The sequence below is a fragment of the Paraburkholderia sp. MM6662-R1 genome (assembly GCF_050436245.1).
GTDB classification, from domain to species: domain Bacteria; phylum Pseudomonadota; class Gammaproteobacteria; order Burkholderiales; family Burkholderiaceae; genus Paraburkholderia; species Paraburkholderia tuberum.
This window is the reverse complement of record NZ_JBNDLV010000001.1, coordinates 3,551,485-3,567,525: the sequence shown is the minus strand read 5'-3', so window position 1 is coordinate 3,567,525 and position 16,041 is coordinate 3,551,485. Positions and strand designations below refer to the sequence as shown.

Here is a 16,041-nt window from a genome sequence, read left to right as displayed (position 1 = left end):
GATCGGGGACGGATTTTTTTTTCGTCGGAAGGGAACGATATGGCAAAATGCCAACGCACAAAGAGTCAGACACTGCTCGAAGTCTACACAAACGGTTTTTGTTCCGCACCAATGTTATACTTCGAGCAATGTATGACTGGTCTTCGTCAACAGGCTCGCAGTAAACCTGCGGTAATCTCAATTTCGAGAGGAGAAATATGAATAAACTTTCAAAGCTCGCGTTCATTGCAGCTACCGCAGTTATGGCTGCATCCGCCATGGCGCAGTCGGTGCCGGCGTCGCGACAAGCTACCAACGACAACTGGGTGAATGGTACTGGCGAATACGTGTGGATGAACGGCACGAACGAGCTTTGCTGGCGCGATGCATTCTGGACGCCCGCAACGGCTAACGCCAAGTGCGACGGCGCTCTGGTTGCTCAGGCTCCGACCCCGCCGGCACCGGTCCCTCCGCCTCCGGCTATCTCCAGCGAAAAGATTACGTATCAAGCTGATGCGCTGTTCGACTTCGACAAGGCAATCCTGAAGCCGGCCGGCAAGGAACGTCTGAGCGAACTGGCATCGAAGATCCAGGGCATCAACCTCGAAGTCGTCGTCGCTACGGGCCACACCGACCGTATCGGTTCCGTCGCCTACAACGACCGTCTGTCGCTGCGTCGTGCTCAAGCTGTGAAGGCCTTCCTGGTCAGCAAGGGCGTCGAAGCCAACCGTATCTACACGGAAGGCAAGGGTCCGCGCAACCCGGTTACCACCGGTTGCAACCAGAAGAACCGCAAGCAACTCATCGCCTGCCTCGCACCGGACCGCCGCGTGGAAGTCGAAGTTGTCGGTACGCCGAAGCAGTAAGCTGGAAAATTACCGCAGTATCGAAAGCCCCGCTTCGACGGGGCTTTTTTTATGCGCGGGTACCGCGGCCTGGCGTGATGCGCGACGCAGGAGGGTCCCGCTCAGCTACCAGCGGCTCGCAGCTTGCATCAGCGCCCGCTACCCGACGCGCTTTTGCCGCTCTTTCTCTCGCCCTATATACTCAGGGTTTATCCTCGAGCGTCCGCTCACCGCTTTCATCGAGGCAGCCTTCACCATGACCAACGCCGATCCTCACGAACTACAGAAATTCAGCGACCTCGCGCATCGTTGGTGGGACCCGAACGCCGAATTCAAGCCGCTGCACGAACTGAATCCGATTCGTCTAAGCTGGATCGACGCCCACGCCCATCTCGCCGGCAAAAATGTGCTCGATATCGGCTGCGGCGGCGGCATCCTGTCGGAATCGATGGCAGGTTTGGGCGCTCATGTGAAGGGCATCGATCTGTCGACGCAGGCACTCGGTGTCGCCGATCTTCACAGTCTTGAAAGCGGTGTAACCGTCGATTACGAAGAAATCGCGGCTGAGGCGCTGGCCGCACGCGAACCGGGCACCTATGACGTGGTCACCTGCATGGAAATGCTCGAGCACGTGCCCAGGCCGGCCGCGATCGTCGAGGCCTGCAAGAATCTTGTGAAGCCGGGCGGGCTGGGTGTTTTTCTCCACGCTGAACCGCAATGTCAAGTCGTATCTGTTCGCGGTGATCGGCGCCGAATACATCGCGCGAATGCTGCCGATGGGCACGCACGACTACGCGCGCTTCATCCGCCCGTCGGAGCTCGCCGGCTTCGTGCGCGCCGCCGAACTGCGCACGGCGGACATCAAGGGCATCGTGTACAACCCGCTCAGCAAGCTTTTCGCGCTGTCGTCCGACACGAGCGTCAACTATATGCTCGCCTGTCGCCGCGACGCCTGAATTACCCGAACCGCCCCGATCCGCCGTATCCAAAACGAACAATGAGCGACCCGACTCCCCTGCCGCAACGCGAAGACAACGACGACACGCTCGGCTTTTGCCTCGCCGTGCTTTTCGACCTCGACGGCACGCTTGCCGACACGGCGCCCGACCTCGCGGCCGCCGTCAACAAGATGCGCCACGACCGGGGGCTCAAGATGGTGCCGCTCGAGAAGCTGCGCCCGCTGGCTTCAGCCGGAGCGCGCGGACTAATCTGCGGGGCGTTCGGCATCGGGCCCGATCATCACGAATTCGCATCGATGCGCGAGGAGTTTCTCGCGAACTACGAAGCAGATCTGTGCATCGAGACGACGCTCTTTCCGGGTATCGCGGAAGTGCTCGACGAACTCGACGCGCGCGGCGTGCGCTGGGGCATCGTCACGAACAAGGTCGCGCGGCTCACCGAGCCGCTCGTCGCGCAACTCGGGCTCGAGGAGCGCGCCGGCTGCGTGGTGAGCGGCGACACGACCCCGCATTCGAAGCCGCACCCCGCGCCGTTGCTGCACGCGGCGCGTGAGCTGGACATCGCGCCGGAGCGCGTCGTCTATATCGGCGACGATCTGCGCGACGTGCAGGCCGGTTTTGCCGCCGGCATGAAGACCGTCGCCGCGGCGTACGGCTATTGCGGCAACGACATTCCGCCGACCCGGTGGCACGCGCAACACGTCGTAGAATCGACGGCCGAGTTGCAAACCCTGCTGCGCGACATCGGCTGACAAAGTCAGACAGATCGGCTGAAGGGCCCGTCCCCCACTCCTGTTAGCCATGTTGCACCATTCAGCAGCCACCAAAGACGCACGACGCGGCCCTCGATCTATTGTAAAATCTCCTTTGGCTCACATATGTGAGCAACGAACCGCGGGGGCGACCTGGTTTCGACAGGGGTTGCGAAGCGGCTAGGGCATGTCGAGGACCCGTCACCTCGTTAATCAATGGGAAAAACGTAACTGCAAACGACGATACGTTCGCACTGGCAGCCTAAGGGCCGCCGTCCTCTGCCTAGTTCACTGACGGGCTAGTGTCGCAAGACCGGTAGCAATACCGACAGAGGTCATATACGTCAGTTAAGCCTTGGCGGCGTCACGACGTCCGGGTCGAAAATTTAGTGAATCGCCGTAGCGCAGCGTGTTCGTCCGCGTCGCTGCGGTTAAATCAAAAGACAGAACTAAACATGTAGAACTGGTCGTAGAGGACTTCTGGACGCGGGTTCGATTCCCGCCGCCTCCACCAAATACCTGGAACGTTCGCGATGAACGGCCCCAAAAAACCCCGGTAGCGTAACGCTGCCGGGGTTTTTTATTTTCGGCACCGTCCGCGACGCTTTGCGGGCCGGCCACACGTCTCCCCTTCACTCAGCGGGGACGCACAACACGCCCCGGTAAATCCGCGGCCGCTGCCTATACTCGTAGCTCGAAGCGAGTCGTCACTCGTCAACCACGTCGCCAAAACAGAAGCCTGCGTCATGCGCAAGACCATCGCTCTGCTGGCCCCGCTCGCACTCGCCGTGCTATACGCCGGTGCCTTCGCCGATCCGCCCAAACTGTCCGACGGCCGCTTCGTCACCGCTGACGGCATGACGCTCTACACGTTCGACAAGGACACCACGCCCGGCGTCAGCGCCTGCACCGGCGGCTGCATGAGCAACTGGCCGGCGGCCACGGCGGCGCCGACCGACAAGCAGGCGGGCGATGCAAAGGGGGACGGCTTCAAGGAAATCTGGCACATCGCCAGGCCATAAGAAGCCACTCCGGCCGGCAACTGGGCGGCCATCGCCCCCGCCACAAAGCACAACGCCGACCCAAGGGCCGGCGTTGCGTAAAACCTCGAAGCTCGAGCGAAGCCCGAGCCAATTCTTATTCGTCTTTCGGGCACTGCAGATTGCAGCCATTCGGGTCTCCCATGTCGCCGCGCTTGCGCGCTTGCGAACGTCGGCCGTGCTGATACTTGTCCGACGGGGCGGACGCGGCGAAGGGCATCTGCGGATGCTCGTTAATGCGGAATTCGTCGGTCAGGATGCCACCCGGCACGCCAGGCGAATTTTGCGCGTAAGCGACGGAGACGGTGGCACAGAGCACACCAGCCGCGGCAGCGGCGGCACATGCATGGAGAAGAGCTTTCATGTCGGTTCAGCGCGGCTTGGCGCGCGGTAAAGGCGGATACGAAGCCAAGAGAGTAGCCGAAACCGGCGCGCTGCGCAGCCGCGCACGCCGAGCGCCACCGCTTTTCTGGTTACAGGCTCTTACTCCGCCGTTACGCGAGCGCGCCGCCGAGCCCCTCGTCCAGATCGACGAGCCTGCCGCAGTCGCACGGATCGTAGCCGGCGAGCTGCTCGACGCGTTGATGAAACGCGCTGCCGCGCAACAGGTTGATCACCGTCGCGAGCGGCGCGCGAGAGAGGTGCGCGCGATCGCACGCGAAGTAATAGTCCTCGTCGACGATCGGAATGAAGTCGAGCCCGAAATGATGCGCGGCCGGTTCGACGCCGAAGCCTATGTCCGCCATGCCGCTCGCGACGAACGCCGCGATCGCCGAGTGCGTCAGCTCGGTCGACGCATAGCCGTTGACGCGGTCCGGGTCCACACCGACCTGTCGCAGCGCGAGATCGAGCAGCATCCGCGTACCCGAGCCCGGCTGGCGGTTGACGAAACGGATGTCGTCGCGCGCCAGATCGCCGAGCCCGCCGATCCGCTTCGGATTGCTCTTGCCGATGAACAGACCCTGCTTGCGTCGGGTCAGATGCACGAGCACATGGCGTTGCGGATCGAGCCAGCGCCGGTAGGTATCGGCGCACACCGCGCGGAACTCGCCGAGCGGCAGATGAAAGCCCGCCAGATCGCACTCGCCGCGCGCGAGCGCACTAACCGCCTCGGCGCTGTCGCGGTACTTGATCTCGACCGGCAGATCGTTGGCGACCAGCGCCGTGACAAGCGCGGCCACCGCGTAACCGTGCGACGCGTGGATGCGCACGTCATCGGCGGGGGGCGCAAGCCAGCGGTTCAGATCGCTCGCCACTTCGCTCGCGAGCGCCTGCAAATTGCCGTCGAGCCGCTCGCCGCAGAGCCGCTGCCCGCGCAGCACCGCGTGACCGAGGTCGGACAACACCGAGCCGCGCCCACGCTCTTTCGCGATCAGAGGACCACCAAACCGCTCCTCGATGCTGCGCAGCAAGCCCCATGCGTGCCGATAGGACAAACCCTTAAGCGCCGCGGCCTGCGCAATGCTGCCAGATTCATCGACGAGCGCGAGCAGCGGCACCACGTCAGACAGGCTGGCCTCGCGGCCATCCGCGCCCTTCACCACCAGCTCGACCTGACATTCGATCCTGACCATATATGCTTGACCGTTTCCTATTGCGCGCGCCGGTCGGCCCGCCTATCTTTCGGCTATACCATATCGAATAAGCGAAGCATACGTGCATGCATTATGAATAACAAGTGCATATATCGCTTCGGAGGAGCCCCCCTTTGGACGATTCTCTCGCCACGGCGCCGGATCAGCTCGTGCAACGTCACGCGCAGCCGGGCCGCACACTCATCACGATCCTGCACGCGATCCAGGACGAACTCGGCTTTGTGCCACCCGCGGCGATCGGACCGCTCGCCCGCGCGCTGAACCTGTCGCGAGCGGAAGTGCACGGCGTCATCACTTACTACCATCACTTTCGCACCTCGCCTGCAGCGCCCGTCACGGTGCAGCTTTGCCGCGCCGAAGCGTGCCGCAGCATGGGCACCGAGGCGCTTGCCCAGCACATCGAGGCGCACACCGGATGCCGCTTCGACGCCGGTCACGATGACGGCGCAACGGTGGAACTCGAATCGGTGTACTGCCTCGGCCAATGCGCGCTGTCGCCGGCGATGATGCTCAACGGCACGCTGCACGCGCGCGTGTCGCCGCAAAAATTCGACGCGCTGTTCGCCGCTGCCCGCAAATGCGTGGAGGTGCCGGCATGACGCGCATCTATGTTCCGCGAGATTCGTCGGCGCTCGCGCTCGGCGCCGATGCGCTGGCCGAAGCCATCGCCAGCGAAGCCGCGCGCCGCGGCATTGCGATCGAACTGATCCGCAACGGCTCGCGCGGGTTGCTGTGGCTCGAACCGCTCGTCGAAGTTGCGACGCCCGAAGGCCGCATCGGCTATGCGAATGTCGACGTGGAAGACGTCGCCGCGTTGTTCGACGCGGGCTTTGTCGAGGGCGGCGAGCATGCGCGGCGCGTCGGCGTGGTCGACGAGATTCCGTATCTGAAGAAGCAGCAGCGCCTGACCTTCGCGCGGATCGGCATCACCGACCCGCTGTCCATCGACGATTACGTCGCGCACGGCGGCCTCGAAGGCCTACGCAACGCCCTGCAAACCGACGGCGATGCCGCCTGCGAAGCGCTGATCGAATCCGGTCTGCGCGGCCGCGGCGGCGCGGCCTTCCCGGCCGGCATCAAGTGGCGCACGGTGCGCGGCGCGAAAGCCGCGCAGAAGTACGTCGTCTGCAATGCCGACGAAGGCGATTCCGGCACCTTCTCCGATCGTCTCGTGATGGAAAGCGATCCGTACGTGCTCATCGAAGGCATGATCATCGCCGGCGTCGTGACCGGCGCGACCGTCGGCTACATCTATGTGCGCAGCGAATACCCGCACTCGATCGCGACGCTCGAAGCTGCCATCGCCCGTGCGCGCACAGCCGGCTGGCTCGGCGACAGCGTGCTCTCGAGCGGGCAGCGTTTCGAGCTGTTCGTCGCGAAAGGCGCGGGCTCGTATGTGTGCGGCGAGGAAACCGCGATGCTGGAATCGCTCGAAGGCAAGCGCGGCATCGTCCGCGCAAAGCCGCCGGTGCCCGCACTCGTGGGTCTCTATGGCCAGCCCACCGTGATCAACAACGCGATCACGCTCGCCACCGTGCCGATCATCTTCGCGCGCGGCGCCGCGTTCTATAAAGACTTCGGCATGGGCCGCTCGCGTGGCACGCTGCCGTTCCAACTGGCCGGCAACATCAAGCGAGGCGGCCTCGTCGAACTCGCGTTCGGCGTGACCTTGCGCCAACTGCTCGACGACTTCGGCGGCGGCACCGCGAGCGGCCGGCCGGCGCGCGCGGTGCAGGTCGGCGGTCCGCTTGGCACCTATCTGCCGCCAAGCCAGTGGGACATTCCGATGGACTACGAGGCGTATGCGGCAGTCGGCGCGGTGATCGGCCACGGCGGTCTCGTCGTGCATGACGACACCTCGAATCTTGCCGAGCTCGCGCAATACGCGATGCACTTCTGCGCGCTCGAATCGTGCGGCAAATGCACACCGTGCCGGATCGGCTCGACGCGCGGCGTCGAGGTGATCGCGCGGATTCGCAACGGCGACACGTCGACGCGTCAGGTGCAATTGCTGCGCGATCTGTGCGACACGATGGTAGCCGGCTCGCTGTGCGCGATGGGCGGCATGACGCCGTATCCGGTGCTGTCCGCGCTCGATCATTTCCCTGAAGACTTCGGTCTCGCCGCCGATCCCACTGCCGACCACGCCACCAAAGCGGCCGCGGCCTGACTCCAGGAGTTCACCATGTCCGACCAGTTCAACTCCCCTGCCGGCGCCCCGAAGGAAGCCCCCCTGGGGGGCGGCTGCGGCTCAGGCAACTGCGCGTGCAAGTCGCAAGCCCTGGCACGCGCCGCCAACGCGTTCGCCGACGACACCGACTACGGCACCCCCGCCCGCCACTCGGACGTCGACGTGACGCTCGACATCGACGGCCAGGCGGTGACCGTACCGGCGGGCACGTCGGTGATGCGCGCGGCGGCTGAAGCTGGTGTCAACGTGCCGAAGCTGTGCGCGACCGATTCGCTCGAGCCGTTCGGCTCATGCCGCCTGTGTCTCGTCGAAATCGAAGGACGGCGCGGCTATCCGGCCTCGTGCACGACACCGGTCGAAGCCGGCATGAAGGTGCGCACGCAGACCGACCGTCTGCAGTCGCTGCGTCGCAACGTGATGGAGCTGTACATCTCCGACCACCCGCTCGATTGCCTGACCTGCCCCGCCAACGGCGACTGCGAACTGCAGGACATGGCGGGCGTGACCGGCCTGCGCGAAGTGCGCTACGGCTTCGACGGCGCGAATCATCTGAAGGACCAGAAGGACGAATCGAATCCGTACTTCACGTACGACCCGGCGAAGTGCATCGTCTGCAATCGCTGCGTGCGCGCGTGCGAGGAAACCCAAGGCACGTACGCGCTGACGATCACCGGACGCGGCTTCGAATCTCGCGTCGCGGCCAGCGAGAACCAGCCGTTCATGGAATCGGAGTGCGTGTCGTGCGGCGCCTGCGTGGCCGCGTGCCCGACCGCGACCTTGCAGGAAAAGACCGTCGTGATGCTCGGCCAGCCCGAGCACTCGGTCGTCACCACCTGTGCGTATTGCGGCGTCGGCTGCTCGTTCAAGGCAGAGATGAAGGGCAACCAGGTCGTGCGGATGGTGCCGCACAAGAACGGCCAGGCCAACGAAGGCCATGCGTGCGTGAAGGGCCGCTTCGCGTGGGGCTACGCGACCCACAAGGACCGCATCAAAAAGCCGATGATCCGCGCGACGATCACCGACCCGTGGCGCGAAGTCAGTTGGGACGAAGCGATCTCGTATGCGGCATCGGAATTCCGCCGCATCCAGGCGAAGCATGGCCGCGATTCGATCGGCGGCATCACGTCGTCGCGCTGTACGAACGAGGAAACCTACCTCGTGCAGAAGCTCGTGCGCGCCGCGTTCGGTAACAACAACGTCGACACCTGCGCGCGCGTCTGCCACTCGCCGACAGGCTATGGTCTGAAGACGACGCTCGGCGAATCGGCGGGCACCCAGACGTTCGCATCGGTCGATAAGGCCGACGTGATCATGGTGATCGGCGCGAATCCGACCGATGGCCACCCGGTGTTCGCCTCGCGTCTGAAGCGACGCGTGCGCGAGGGTGCGAAGCTGATCGTCGTCGATCCGCGCCGGATCGACATCGTCGATACGCCGCACGTGAAGGCGTCGCATCACCTGCAATTGCGGCCCGGCACCAACGTCGCGATCGTCAACGCGCTCGCGCACGTGATCGTCACCGAAGGCCTGCTCGACGAAGCGTTTGTGGCCGAGCGCTGCGAAACCCGCGCGTTCGAACAGTGGCGCGATTTCGTCGCGCTGCCGGAGAACTCGCCGGAAGCGACCGAAGCGGCGACCGGCGTGCCCGCGCAACAGGTACGCGAAGCCGCGCGCATCTACGCGAGCGCCGGCAACGCCGCGATCTACTACGGCCTCGGCGTCACCGAACACGCGCAAGGCTCGACGATGGTGATCGGCATCGCGAACCTGGCGATGGCGACCGGCAACATCGGCCGCGAAGGTGTCGGCGTGAATCCGCTGCGCGGCCAGAACAACGTGCAAGGCTCGTGCGACATGGGCTCGTTCCCGCACGAGCTGCCGGGCTATCGCCACATCAGCGATCCGCTCGTTCGCACTCAGTTCGAAAACGCCTGGAACGTCGCGCTGCAACCGGAACCGGGCCTGCGCATTCCCAACATGTTCGACGCCGCGCTTGACGGCAGCTTCATGGGCCTCTACTGCCAGGGCGAGGACATCGTGCAGTCGGACCCGAACACGCATCATGTGGCGGCGGCGCTGTCGTCGATGGAATGCATCGTCGTGCAGGACATCTTCCTGAACGAGACCGCCAAGTATGCACACGTGCTGCTGCCCGGCTCGTCGTTCCTCGAAAAGGACGGCACGTTCACCAATGCCGAGCGCCGCATCTCGCGCGTGCGCAAGGTGATGCCGCCGCTCGGCGGCTACGCGGACTGGGAAGTCACGCTGCTGCTGTCGCGCGCGCTCGGCTACGAGATGGACTACACGCATCCGTCCGAGATCATGGACGAAATCGCGCGGCTCACACCGACCTTCCACGGCGTGTCGTACCAGAAGATCGACGAAATGGGCAGCATCCAGTGGCCATGCAACGAGGACGCGCCCGACGGCACGCCGACGATGCACGTCGACACCTTCGTGCGCGGCAAGGGCAGGTTCGTGATCACGAAGTTCATCGCATCGCCGGAGAAGGTCACGCGCAAGTATCCGTTGCTGCTGACGACCGGGCGCATTCTGTCGCAGTACAACGTCGGCGCGCAGACGCGCCGCACCGAGAATTCGCGCTGGCATGACGAAGACCGGCTCGAACTGCATCCGCACGATGCCGAGGAACGCGGCATCAAAACCGGCGACTGGGTCGGCATCGAATCGCGCGCGGGGCAGACCGTGTTGCGCGCGAAGGTGACGGAGCGGATGCAGCCGGGCGTCGTCTATACGACGTTCCACTTCCCCGAATCGGGCGCGAACGTGATCACGACCGACAGCTCCGACTGGGCGACCAACTGCCCCGAATACAAGGTGACCGCGGTGCAGGTGATGCCGGTCGAGCAGCCGTCGCAATGGCAGAAGGACTATTCACGCTTCAATAGCGAACAGCTCGAACTGCTGAAGCAGCGCGAGCTGGCCAATGCGGCCGCGGCCGTCACCGCGGGCAAGTGAGGCGAGCCATGGACAATCGGAATCTGATCGACATGGCGAACCGGATCGGCGACTTCTTCGAGTCGATGCCCGACCACGAGGAAGCGCTGACCGGCGTCGCCGAACACATCCGCCGCTTCTGGGAGCCGCGCATGCGTCGCGCGCTGCTCGCGACGCTCGACGAAGCGCCGGACACGTATGACATCGCGCTATCGGACTTCACGCGCGAGGCGATCGTCAGGTATCGCGAGAAGTTGACGCCGGCGCCGGCCCAGGCGCCGGCGGCTTAGGCTCGGGCGGTTTCCCCAATCAACCAGGCGCGGCGGCGCGATCCGCTGCCGCGTGCGTGCCCATGCCACGCAACCGGCGGCGCCGATCACAACGTCGCCTGTTCCGATATCTCTCCCCCGACCGTAAACCACGCTTCGCAGTGCCGTACGAGACCGTGCAGGTCCGAGCCGGTGCGTCCGCGCGCGCTGATGTAGCCGTCGGGCCGCACCAGATAAAACGACGGCCGCGTGCGCCCATACGATTCGGACAACGCCGGGCCGCCGTCGCCGCTCGTATCGGTGACGCGCCAGATTCGCACCGCGTTCGGCAGCAGCCGCTCGACCTCGGCGGCGAGCTTTTCTACTTCGGGGTCCGGCGGCGGTGCATGTTTCGCGGCGGGATCGAGCGGCGTGCCATCGACGGGCAGCGGCGGCAACAGCAGAAACAGCGAGAAGAACGCCGGATCGTGCAGATCGAAAATGCAGCCGACGCCCGGCGCGCGCCCGAGCGGACCGTCGACGACGTGCACGAGCGCATCGGGTGCGCGCTCGCCCGCGCGCGGGCCGCCGTCGAGCATGCGTTCGAGCGTCAGCGGACTGCGCCGGTACTGGATCGACAGCTCGCTGATCGTCGCGCGTGCGGCATCGCGCAGCGGACCGAGCGTGGCCAGCACCGGCATCACGCGCTCGCGCAGCAGCTTCATCGGTCCGTGATCGGCCTCGGCCATCTGCGTGATGAAACCGGTCTGCCGCAGCACCTCGCGCTCGATCGGATGTCGCTCGGCGTGATACGTGTCGAGCAGACGATCCGGCGCCGCGCCGCCGATCACGCGCGCGAGCTTCCAGCCGAGATTGAGCGCTTCCTGGATGCCGGTGTTCATGCCTTGTGCGGCCGCGGGGCTGTGTACGTGCGCGGCATCGCCGGCGAGGAAGATGCGGCCCACGCGCAGCCGATCGACCATCCGGCTGTTCACGTGGAAGTACGCCGACCACGCCAGATCCGACACGTCGACGCGCTCGCGCACGCGTCGCGCGATCAGCGCCTTGCATTGTTCGAGCGACGGCGCCGGCGCCCGCTCCAGCGGCGGCTCGCCGAACACCGCGGGGGCCGGCGGCGCGGCGCTGCCGGACGGCTCGACCGCATGATCGGCGATCAGACGATGGCGGCCGTGGCCCATCGGAAACAGCGCGACGAGACCGTCGCCCGACGCGAAGATATGGAACTCGTCGTCGGGCCAGTCGGTTTCGGCATGCAGGTCGGCGAGCAGAAAGGTCTGGTCGAAGGTCTTGCCCTCGAAGCTCAGGTCGAGGCGATGGCGAATCGAACTGTGCGCGCCATCGGCCGCAATCAGATATGACGGGCGCATGGCTTCCGTGCGGCCGTCCGCGCGGCGCAAGGTCGCCTGAACGCTCGCGGAGCCTTGCATGAACGCCACGAGCTCGACGCCGCGCTCGACCTTCACGCCGAGCGTCGCCAGATGCTCGGTCAGGAGCCGCTCGGTCACCGACTGGTCGAGAAATAGCAGATAGGGATAGCGCGTGTGCAACGGGTCGAAATCGAGCTGCGCAAGCCGCATGCCGTTCGAAAACAGATTCGCCACGCGCGCGCGATGGCCGAGCTCGAGAAACGGTTCGACCAGCCGATGCTGCTCGAGCAGTTCGAGCGTACGTGCCTGAATGCCGATCGCGCGCGAGTAAGGATTCGGCTGCGGCGCCTTGTCGATCAGGCGCACGGGGACGTGGGCGCGCGCGAGACTCATCGCTGCGGCAAGTCCGGTGGGACCGGCCCCGACGATCAGCACCGGCGACGCGTCGTAGGCGGCAGCGTCCATGCGGAACTCCGGAGGCAACAATGCGTTCTAGTGTACGCCGCCACTCTTGCGCACACGGGTGCGCTGCATCAATCGCGCGTCGGCAAGACGGGTTGCGCGGGGGTTCCATCCGTCGTTGCCCATGAACTCACGCTCCGCGCAAATCCGGGCCGCTTGCGCAAGTATGGGAAAATGCGCCCTCAGTCTGATTGATCCAAAAGCCCTCCCCGTCATGCAACCTGTATTTGACCGCGCGTTCGCGGCGCATCGTGACGGCCGCCTCGACGACGCCGAACGCGGCTACCGCGCCACGCTCGACCACGACCCCAGCCATGTCGACGCGCTGCATCTGCTCGGCGTGCTGCGTCACCAGCAGGGCCAGCACGCCGAAGCCGCGGCGCTGGTGCGGCGCGCGGTCGATCTGCGCCCCGAAGACGCGGCGCTGCAGCTGAACCTCGGCAATGCGCTGAAGGCGCTCGGCCAGATCGACGCCGCGATCGAGCAGTTCCGCAACGCGCTGACGCTCGCGCCGACCTTCCCGATGGCGCACTACAACCTCGGCAACGCGTACGCGTCGCAAGGCCGTCACGAAGACGCCGCCGATGCGTTCGAACGTTCGCTGCGCCTGCAGCCGAACGACGCGTCGTCGCACAACAATCTCGGCAACGCGCTGCACGCGCTCGGCCGTCACGCGGACGCGATCGCGTCGTTCCGGCGCGCGCTCGAGCTGCGCCCCGGTCACGCGGGCGCGCTGAACAACATGGGCATGTCACTGAACGCGCTCGATCGACCGAACGAGGCAGTGCCCTGCTTCGAGGCCGCGCTCGCCGCCGAGCCGCGCTTCGTCGCCGCGCACTTCAATCTCGCGAATACGTTCGATGCGACCGGCCGCCATGCGCGGGCAGTCGCGTCATTTGAAGCGGCGCTGCGTCTGCAGCCGAACCTGCCGCCGGCGATCTATGGCATGGGCAACGCGCTCGCGTCGCTCGGCCGTGCCGAACAGGCGCTGCCGTATCTGGAGCGCGCGGTCGGGCTCGATCCGCAATTCGCGCTCGCGTGGCTTGCGCTCGGCACCGCGCACCAGGCGCTCGGCGCGCACGCGGCCGCGGTGCGCGCGCTCGATCAGGCGTTGCGGCTGCGCCCGGATCTCGCGTCCGCGCATATGAACCGTGCGCTCGCGTGGCTCGCGATGCGCGACTTCGAGCGCGGGCTGCCCGAATACGAATGGCGCTTGCAAACCATCGCGCAACCGGTGATCCAGACGTTGCCGCGCTGGCACGGCGAGTCGATCGAAAAACACACGCTGCTGATCTATGCCGAACAGGGTTTCGGCGACACGCTGCAGTTCGTGCGCTTCGTACCGCGCGCAGCGCTTCGCGCCGCGCGCGTCGTGCTGGAAGTGCAGCCGCAGTTGGTGCCGCTCTTCGCGCCCGTCGCGCAGGCATGGCGCGTCTCGCTGATCGCGCAGGGCCAGCCGCGCCCCGCCGCCGATCTGCAGATTCCGCTCTTGAGCCTGCCGCTAGCGCTCGGCACGCGCTACGACACGATTGACGCGCGCACGCCCTATCTGAGCGTGCCGCCGGCCTACGGCCGCAAATGGCGCGGCTCGCTCGGCGGTCAGGCGAAGCGCAAGATCGGGCTCGCATGGTCGGGGCGCATCCAGCGCAACGAAACCCGCACGATGCCGCTCGCCGCGCTGGAGCCGCTGTTCGCACTGGATGGCATCGACTGGATCGTGTTGCAGCCCGATCTGTCCGAGGACGACCGCGCGGCGCTCGACGCGCATCCGCGCGCGGCCGCGATCCATCGCTTCGACCACCGCATCGGCGACTTCGCGGATACCGCGGCGATCGTCGAGCGGCTCGACGCGGTGGTGTCGATCGACACGTCGATCGCGCACCTCGCGGGCGCGCTGCGCAAGCCGCTGTGGCTGATGCTGCCGTTCGCCGCCGACTGGCGCTGGTTCGACGGCGACACGCGCAGCCCGTGGTATCCCGGTGCGACGCTCGTGCGTCAGCCACGGCCGGGCGCGTGGGATGAAGTCGTCGAGGTGGTCGCTGACGAATTGCGGCACGGGTAGCCACAGACCACGCGTCGCAAACAAAAGACCCCGCTAGCGCGGGGTCTTTTGTTTTCAGAACATGAAGTGAACCGTCAGGCCGCCCGATACTGACTGCGTGACTCCGGCGTGCGATACAGGAACAGCGTCGCGAGCAGACCGCAGATTGCCGCCACGCCGAGGACCAGGCCCGGCGCCGCCTTGTTGCTGGTCACATGGATCAGCAGCGTGGCGATGGCCGGCGTGAAGCCGCCGATCGTCGTCGCGAGACTGTACGCGAGCGAGAAGCCAGCGGTACGCACTTCGACCGGCATCACTTCGGTCAGCGCGACGACCATCGCGCCGTTGTAGCAGCCGTACAGGAACGACAACCATAGCTGCACGGCGAGCAGACGCGCGAACGACGGTTCGGCGACGAGCCATTGCAGCGCCGGATACGCGGTGAGGATCGTCAGGATCGTGAACGCGAGCAGCACCGGACGGCGGCCGACCCGGTCCGACAACGCGCCGGACAACGGCAGCCAGATCAGATTCGAGATACCGACGCAGACGGTGACGACGAGCGCGTCGATCGCCGACAGCTTCAGCACTTCCTTGCCGAAGGTCGGCGTGTAAGCGGTGATCATGTAGAACGACACGGTCGTCATGACGACCATGCCCATGCCGCCCAGCACGATCGGGTAGTTCGCGAGCATCGACTTCAGGATCTCGCCCACGCTCGGACGATGCTTGCGCGCCGTGAACTCCTCGGTTTCCTGCAGCGAGCGGCGGATGATGAACAGGAACGGCACGATCAGACAGCCGATCAGGAACGGCACGCGCCAGCCCCACGCGAACATCTGCTCGGCGGGCAGAATCTTGTTGAGCCCCACGCCGATCAGCGCGGCGAATACCACCGCGACCTGCTGGCTGCCCGATTGCCACGAGCAATAGAAGCCCTTGTTGCCCTTCGTCGCGATCTCCGACAGATACACCGACACGCCGCCGAGCTCAGCGCCGGCGGAGAAGCCTTGCAGCAGCCGGCCGAGCAGCACCAGCACGGGCGCCACGAGCCCGATGGTCGCGTAGCCCGGTATCGTCGCGACCGTCAGCGTGCCGAGCGCCATCAGGCTCAGTGTGAGGATCAGGCCTTTGCGACGACCGTGATGGTCGATGTAGGCGCCGAGCACGATCGCGCCGAGCGGACGCATCAGGAAGCCCGCGCCGAACACGGACAGCGACAGCATCAGCGACGCGAAATCGCTGCCGCCAGGAAAGTAGGTCTTGGCGATCGCGGAAGCGTAGTAGCCATAGACCATGAAGTCGTACATTTCAAGAAAGTTGCCGCTGACAACGCGGAACACTGTCTTGACCTTGGATTCTTCGGTGGTGGAAGCGGCGTGGGTCGCTGTAGACATGACACTCTCGGATAGGCCCGCCGCCCTGTCGGACGGATCGACGCGGACGGTGACGAGCGGGCAGTTGAAACGATCCACTGCTTGGCAAGCGGATGCTGCAGGCGAACGCACAGGTATAAGCAAGTGCGCCCGGGGGCGCCGCATTTTGCTGCTCACGGCGCTCATTCGATATGAGGGTAAACGCTG

General features: G+C 65.5%; 12 protein-coding genes, 1 other RNA gene and 1 pseudogene. 10 read left to right on the top strand and 4 right to left on the bottom strand.

Translation table 11 applies throughout. The features are described 5' to 3' along the window. The first annotated feature begins 197 nt into the window (after window positions 1-197). The 5 genes and pseudogenes from ompA to OKW39_RS16925 all read left to right on the top strand — a co-directional run bounded on the left by ompA (window position 198) and on the right by OKW39_RS16925 (window position 3,557). Window positions 198-845 carry an outer membrane protein OmpA gene (ompA, locus tag OKW39_RS16945; protein ID WP_090801331.1) on the top strand — a complete coding sequence of 216 codons (648 nt, stop codon included), beginning with the start codon at window positions 198-200 and terminating at the stop codon, window positions 843-845. A gap of 235 nt (window positions 846-1,080) precedes the next feature. After that, window positions 1,081-1,780 (top strand): annotated as a pseudogene (gene ubiG / locus OKW39_RS16940) (bifunctional 2-polyprenyl-6-hydroxyphenol methylase/3-demethylubiquinol 3-O-methyltransferase UbiG). Between the two features lie 41 nt (window positions 1,781-1,821). Continuing rightward, window positions 1,822-2,535: a phosphoglycolate phosphatase gene (gene gph / locus OKW39_RS16935; RefSeq protein ID WP_090801335.1), complete on the top strand. Its 714-nt coding sequence runs from the start codon at window positions 1,822-1,824 to the stop codon at window positions 2,533-2,535. Window positions 2,536-2,679: 144 nt separating this feature from the next. Continuing rightward, window positions 2,680-3,049, top strand: a transfer-messenger RNA (tmRNA) gene (gene ssrA / locus OKW39_RS16930). A gap of 232 nt (window positions 3,050-3,281) precedes the next feature. Beyond that, window positions 3,282-3,557 carry a hypothetical protein gene (locus tag OKW39_RS16925; RefSeq protein ID WP_187614510.1) on the top strand — a complete coding sequence of 92 codons (276 nt, stop codon included), beginning with the start codon at window positions 3,282-3,284 and terminating at the stop codon, window positions 3,555-3,557. A 115-nt stretch (window positions 3,558-3,672) separates the two neighbouring features. Here OKW39_RS16925 and OKW39_RS16920 read toward each other — a convergent pair whose 3' ends face one another. Both OKW39_RS16920 and OKW39_RS16915 read right to left on the bottom strand, forming a co-directional pair. Continuing rightward, window positions 3,673-3,939 (bottom strand): hypothetical protein, encoded by a 267-nt coding sequence (locus OKW39_RS16920; RefSeq protein WP_018421395.1) that lies wholly within the window; start codon window positions 3,937-3,939, stop codon window positions 3,673-3,675. Between the two features lie 130 nt (window positions 3,940-4,069). Continuing rightward, complete coding sequence (locus OKW39_RS16915; protein ID WP_429563082.1) at window positions 4,070-5,149, bottom strand: substrate-binding domain-containing protein; 1,080 nt, start codon at window positions 5,147-5,149, stop codon at window positions 4,070-4,072. A gap of 134 nt (window positions 5,150-5,283) precedes the next feature. On the opposite strand from OKW39_RS16915, the gene OKW39_RS16910 reads away from it, so the two are divergent. Genes OKW39_RS16910 through OKW39_RS16895 form a run of 4 tightly spaced genes read left to right on the top strand, consistent with a single transcriptional unit; the run spans window position 5,284 to window position 10,609 of the window. Continuing rightward, a complete protein-coding gene (locus OKW39_RS16910; protein WP_429563081.1) occupies window positions 5,284-5,769 on the top strand; it encodes an NAD(P)H-dependent oxidoreductase subunit E in 486 nt (161 codons plus the stop codon). Further along, a complete protein-coding gene (locus OKW39_RS16905; protein ID WP_429363274.1) occupies window positions 5,766-7,340 on the top strand; it encodes a formate dehydrogenase beta subunit in 1,575 nt (524 codons plus the stop codon). Before OKW39_RS16910 ends, OKW39_RS16905 begins: the two co-directional genes overlap by 4 nt. A gap of 15 nt (window positions 7,341-7,355) precedes the next feature. Next, the gene (gene fdhF / locus OKW39_RS16900) at window positions 7,356-10,340 is read left to right on the top strand and encodes a formate dehydrogenase subunit alpha (RefSeq protein WP_429563080.1); all 2,985 of its coding nucleotides are present in this window, start codon (window positions 7,356-7,358) and stop codon (window positions 10,338-10,340) included. Window positions 10,341-10,348: 8 nt separating this feature from the next. Next, the gene (locus tag OKW39_RS16895; RefSeq protein ID WP_184027626.1) at window positions 10,349-10,609 is read left to right on the top strand and encodes a formate dehydrogenase subunit delta; all 261 of its coding nucleotides are present in this window, start codon (window positions 10,349-10,351) and stop codon (window positions 10,607-10,609) included. Between the two features lie 86 nt (window positions 10,610-10,695). Here the strand turns inward: OKW39_RS16895 and OKW39_RS16890 are convergent, their stop codons facing one another. After that, window positions 10,696-12,420 (bottom strand): FAD-dependent monooxygenase, encoded by a 1,725-nt coding sequence (locus OKW39_RS16890; RefSeq protein ID WP_429563079.1) that lies wholly within the window; start codon window positions 12,418-12,420, stop codon window positions 10,696-10,698. A gap of 211 nt (window positions 12,421-12,631) precedes the next feature. Here OKW39_RS16890 and OKW39_RS16885 point away from each other — a divergent pair, with 211 nt between their 5' ends. After that, complete coding sequence (locus OKW39_RS16885) at window positions 12,632-14,479, top strand: tetratricopeptide repeat protein (RefSeq protein ID WP_429563078.1); 1,848 nt, start codon at window positions 12,632-12,634, stop codon at window positions 14,477-14,479. 74 nt (window positions 14,480-14,553) lie between these two features. Here OKW39_RS16885 and OKW39_RS16880 read toward each other — a convergent pair whose 3' ends face one another. Further along, window positions 14,554-15,855, bottom strand: a complete 1,302-nt coding sequence (locus tag OKW39_RS16880; RefSeq protein WP_429363266.1) for an MFS transporter — start codon at window positions 15,853-15,855, stop codon at window positions 14,554-14,556. Window positions 15,856-16,041: the final 186 nt, after the last annotated feature.

Bases quoted from the DNA above. Each gene is read 5' to 3' on its own strand.
- gph (WP_090801335.1), top strand. From the start codon at position 1,822: ATGAGCGACCCGACTCCCCTGCCGCAACGCGAAGACAACGACGACACG.
- OKW39_RS16915 (WP_429563082.1), bottom strand. From the start codon at position 5,149: ATGGTCAGGATCGAATGTCAGGTCGAGCTGGTGGTGAAGGGCGCGGAT.
- OKW39_RS16885 (WP_429563078.1), top strand. From the start codon at position 12,632: ATGCAACCTGTATTTGACCGCGCGTTCGCGGCGCATCGTGACGGCCGC.
- OKW39_RS16890 (WP_429563079.1), bottom strand. From the start codon at position 12,420: ATGGACGCTGCCGCCTACGACGCGTCGCCGGTGCTGATCGTCGGGGCC.
- OKW39_RS16920 (WP_018421395.1), bottom strand. From the start codon at position 3,939: ATGAAAGCTCTTCTCCATGCATGTGCCGCCGCTGCCGCGGCTGGTGTG.
- OKW39_RS16925 (WP_187614510.1), top strand. From the start codon at position 3,282: ATGCGCAAGACCATCGCTCTGCTGGCCCCGCTCGCACTCGCCGTGCTA.
- ompA (WP_090801331.1), top strand. From the start codon at position 198: ATGAATAAACTTTCAAAGCTCGCGTTCATTGCAGCTACCGCAGTTATG.
- OKW39_RS16880 (WP_429363266.1), bottom strand. From the start codon at position 15,855: ATGTCTACAGCGACCCACGCCGCTTCCACCACCGAAGAATCCAAGGTC.
- fdhF (WP_429563080.1), top strand. From the start codon at position 7,356: ATGTCCGACCAGTTCAACTCCCCTGCCGGCGCCCCGAAGGAAGCCCCC.
- OKW39_RS16895 (WP_184027626.1), top strand. From the start codon at position 10,349: ATGGACAATCGGAATCTGATCGACATGGCGAACCGGATCGGCGACTTC.
- OKW39_RS16905 (WP_429363274.1), top strand. From the start codon at position 5,766: ATGACGCGCATCTATGTTCCGCGAGATTCGTCGGCGCTCGCGCTCGGC.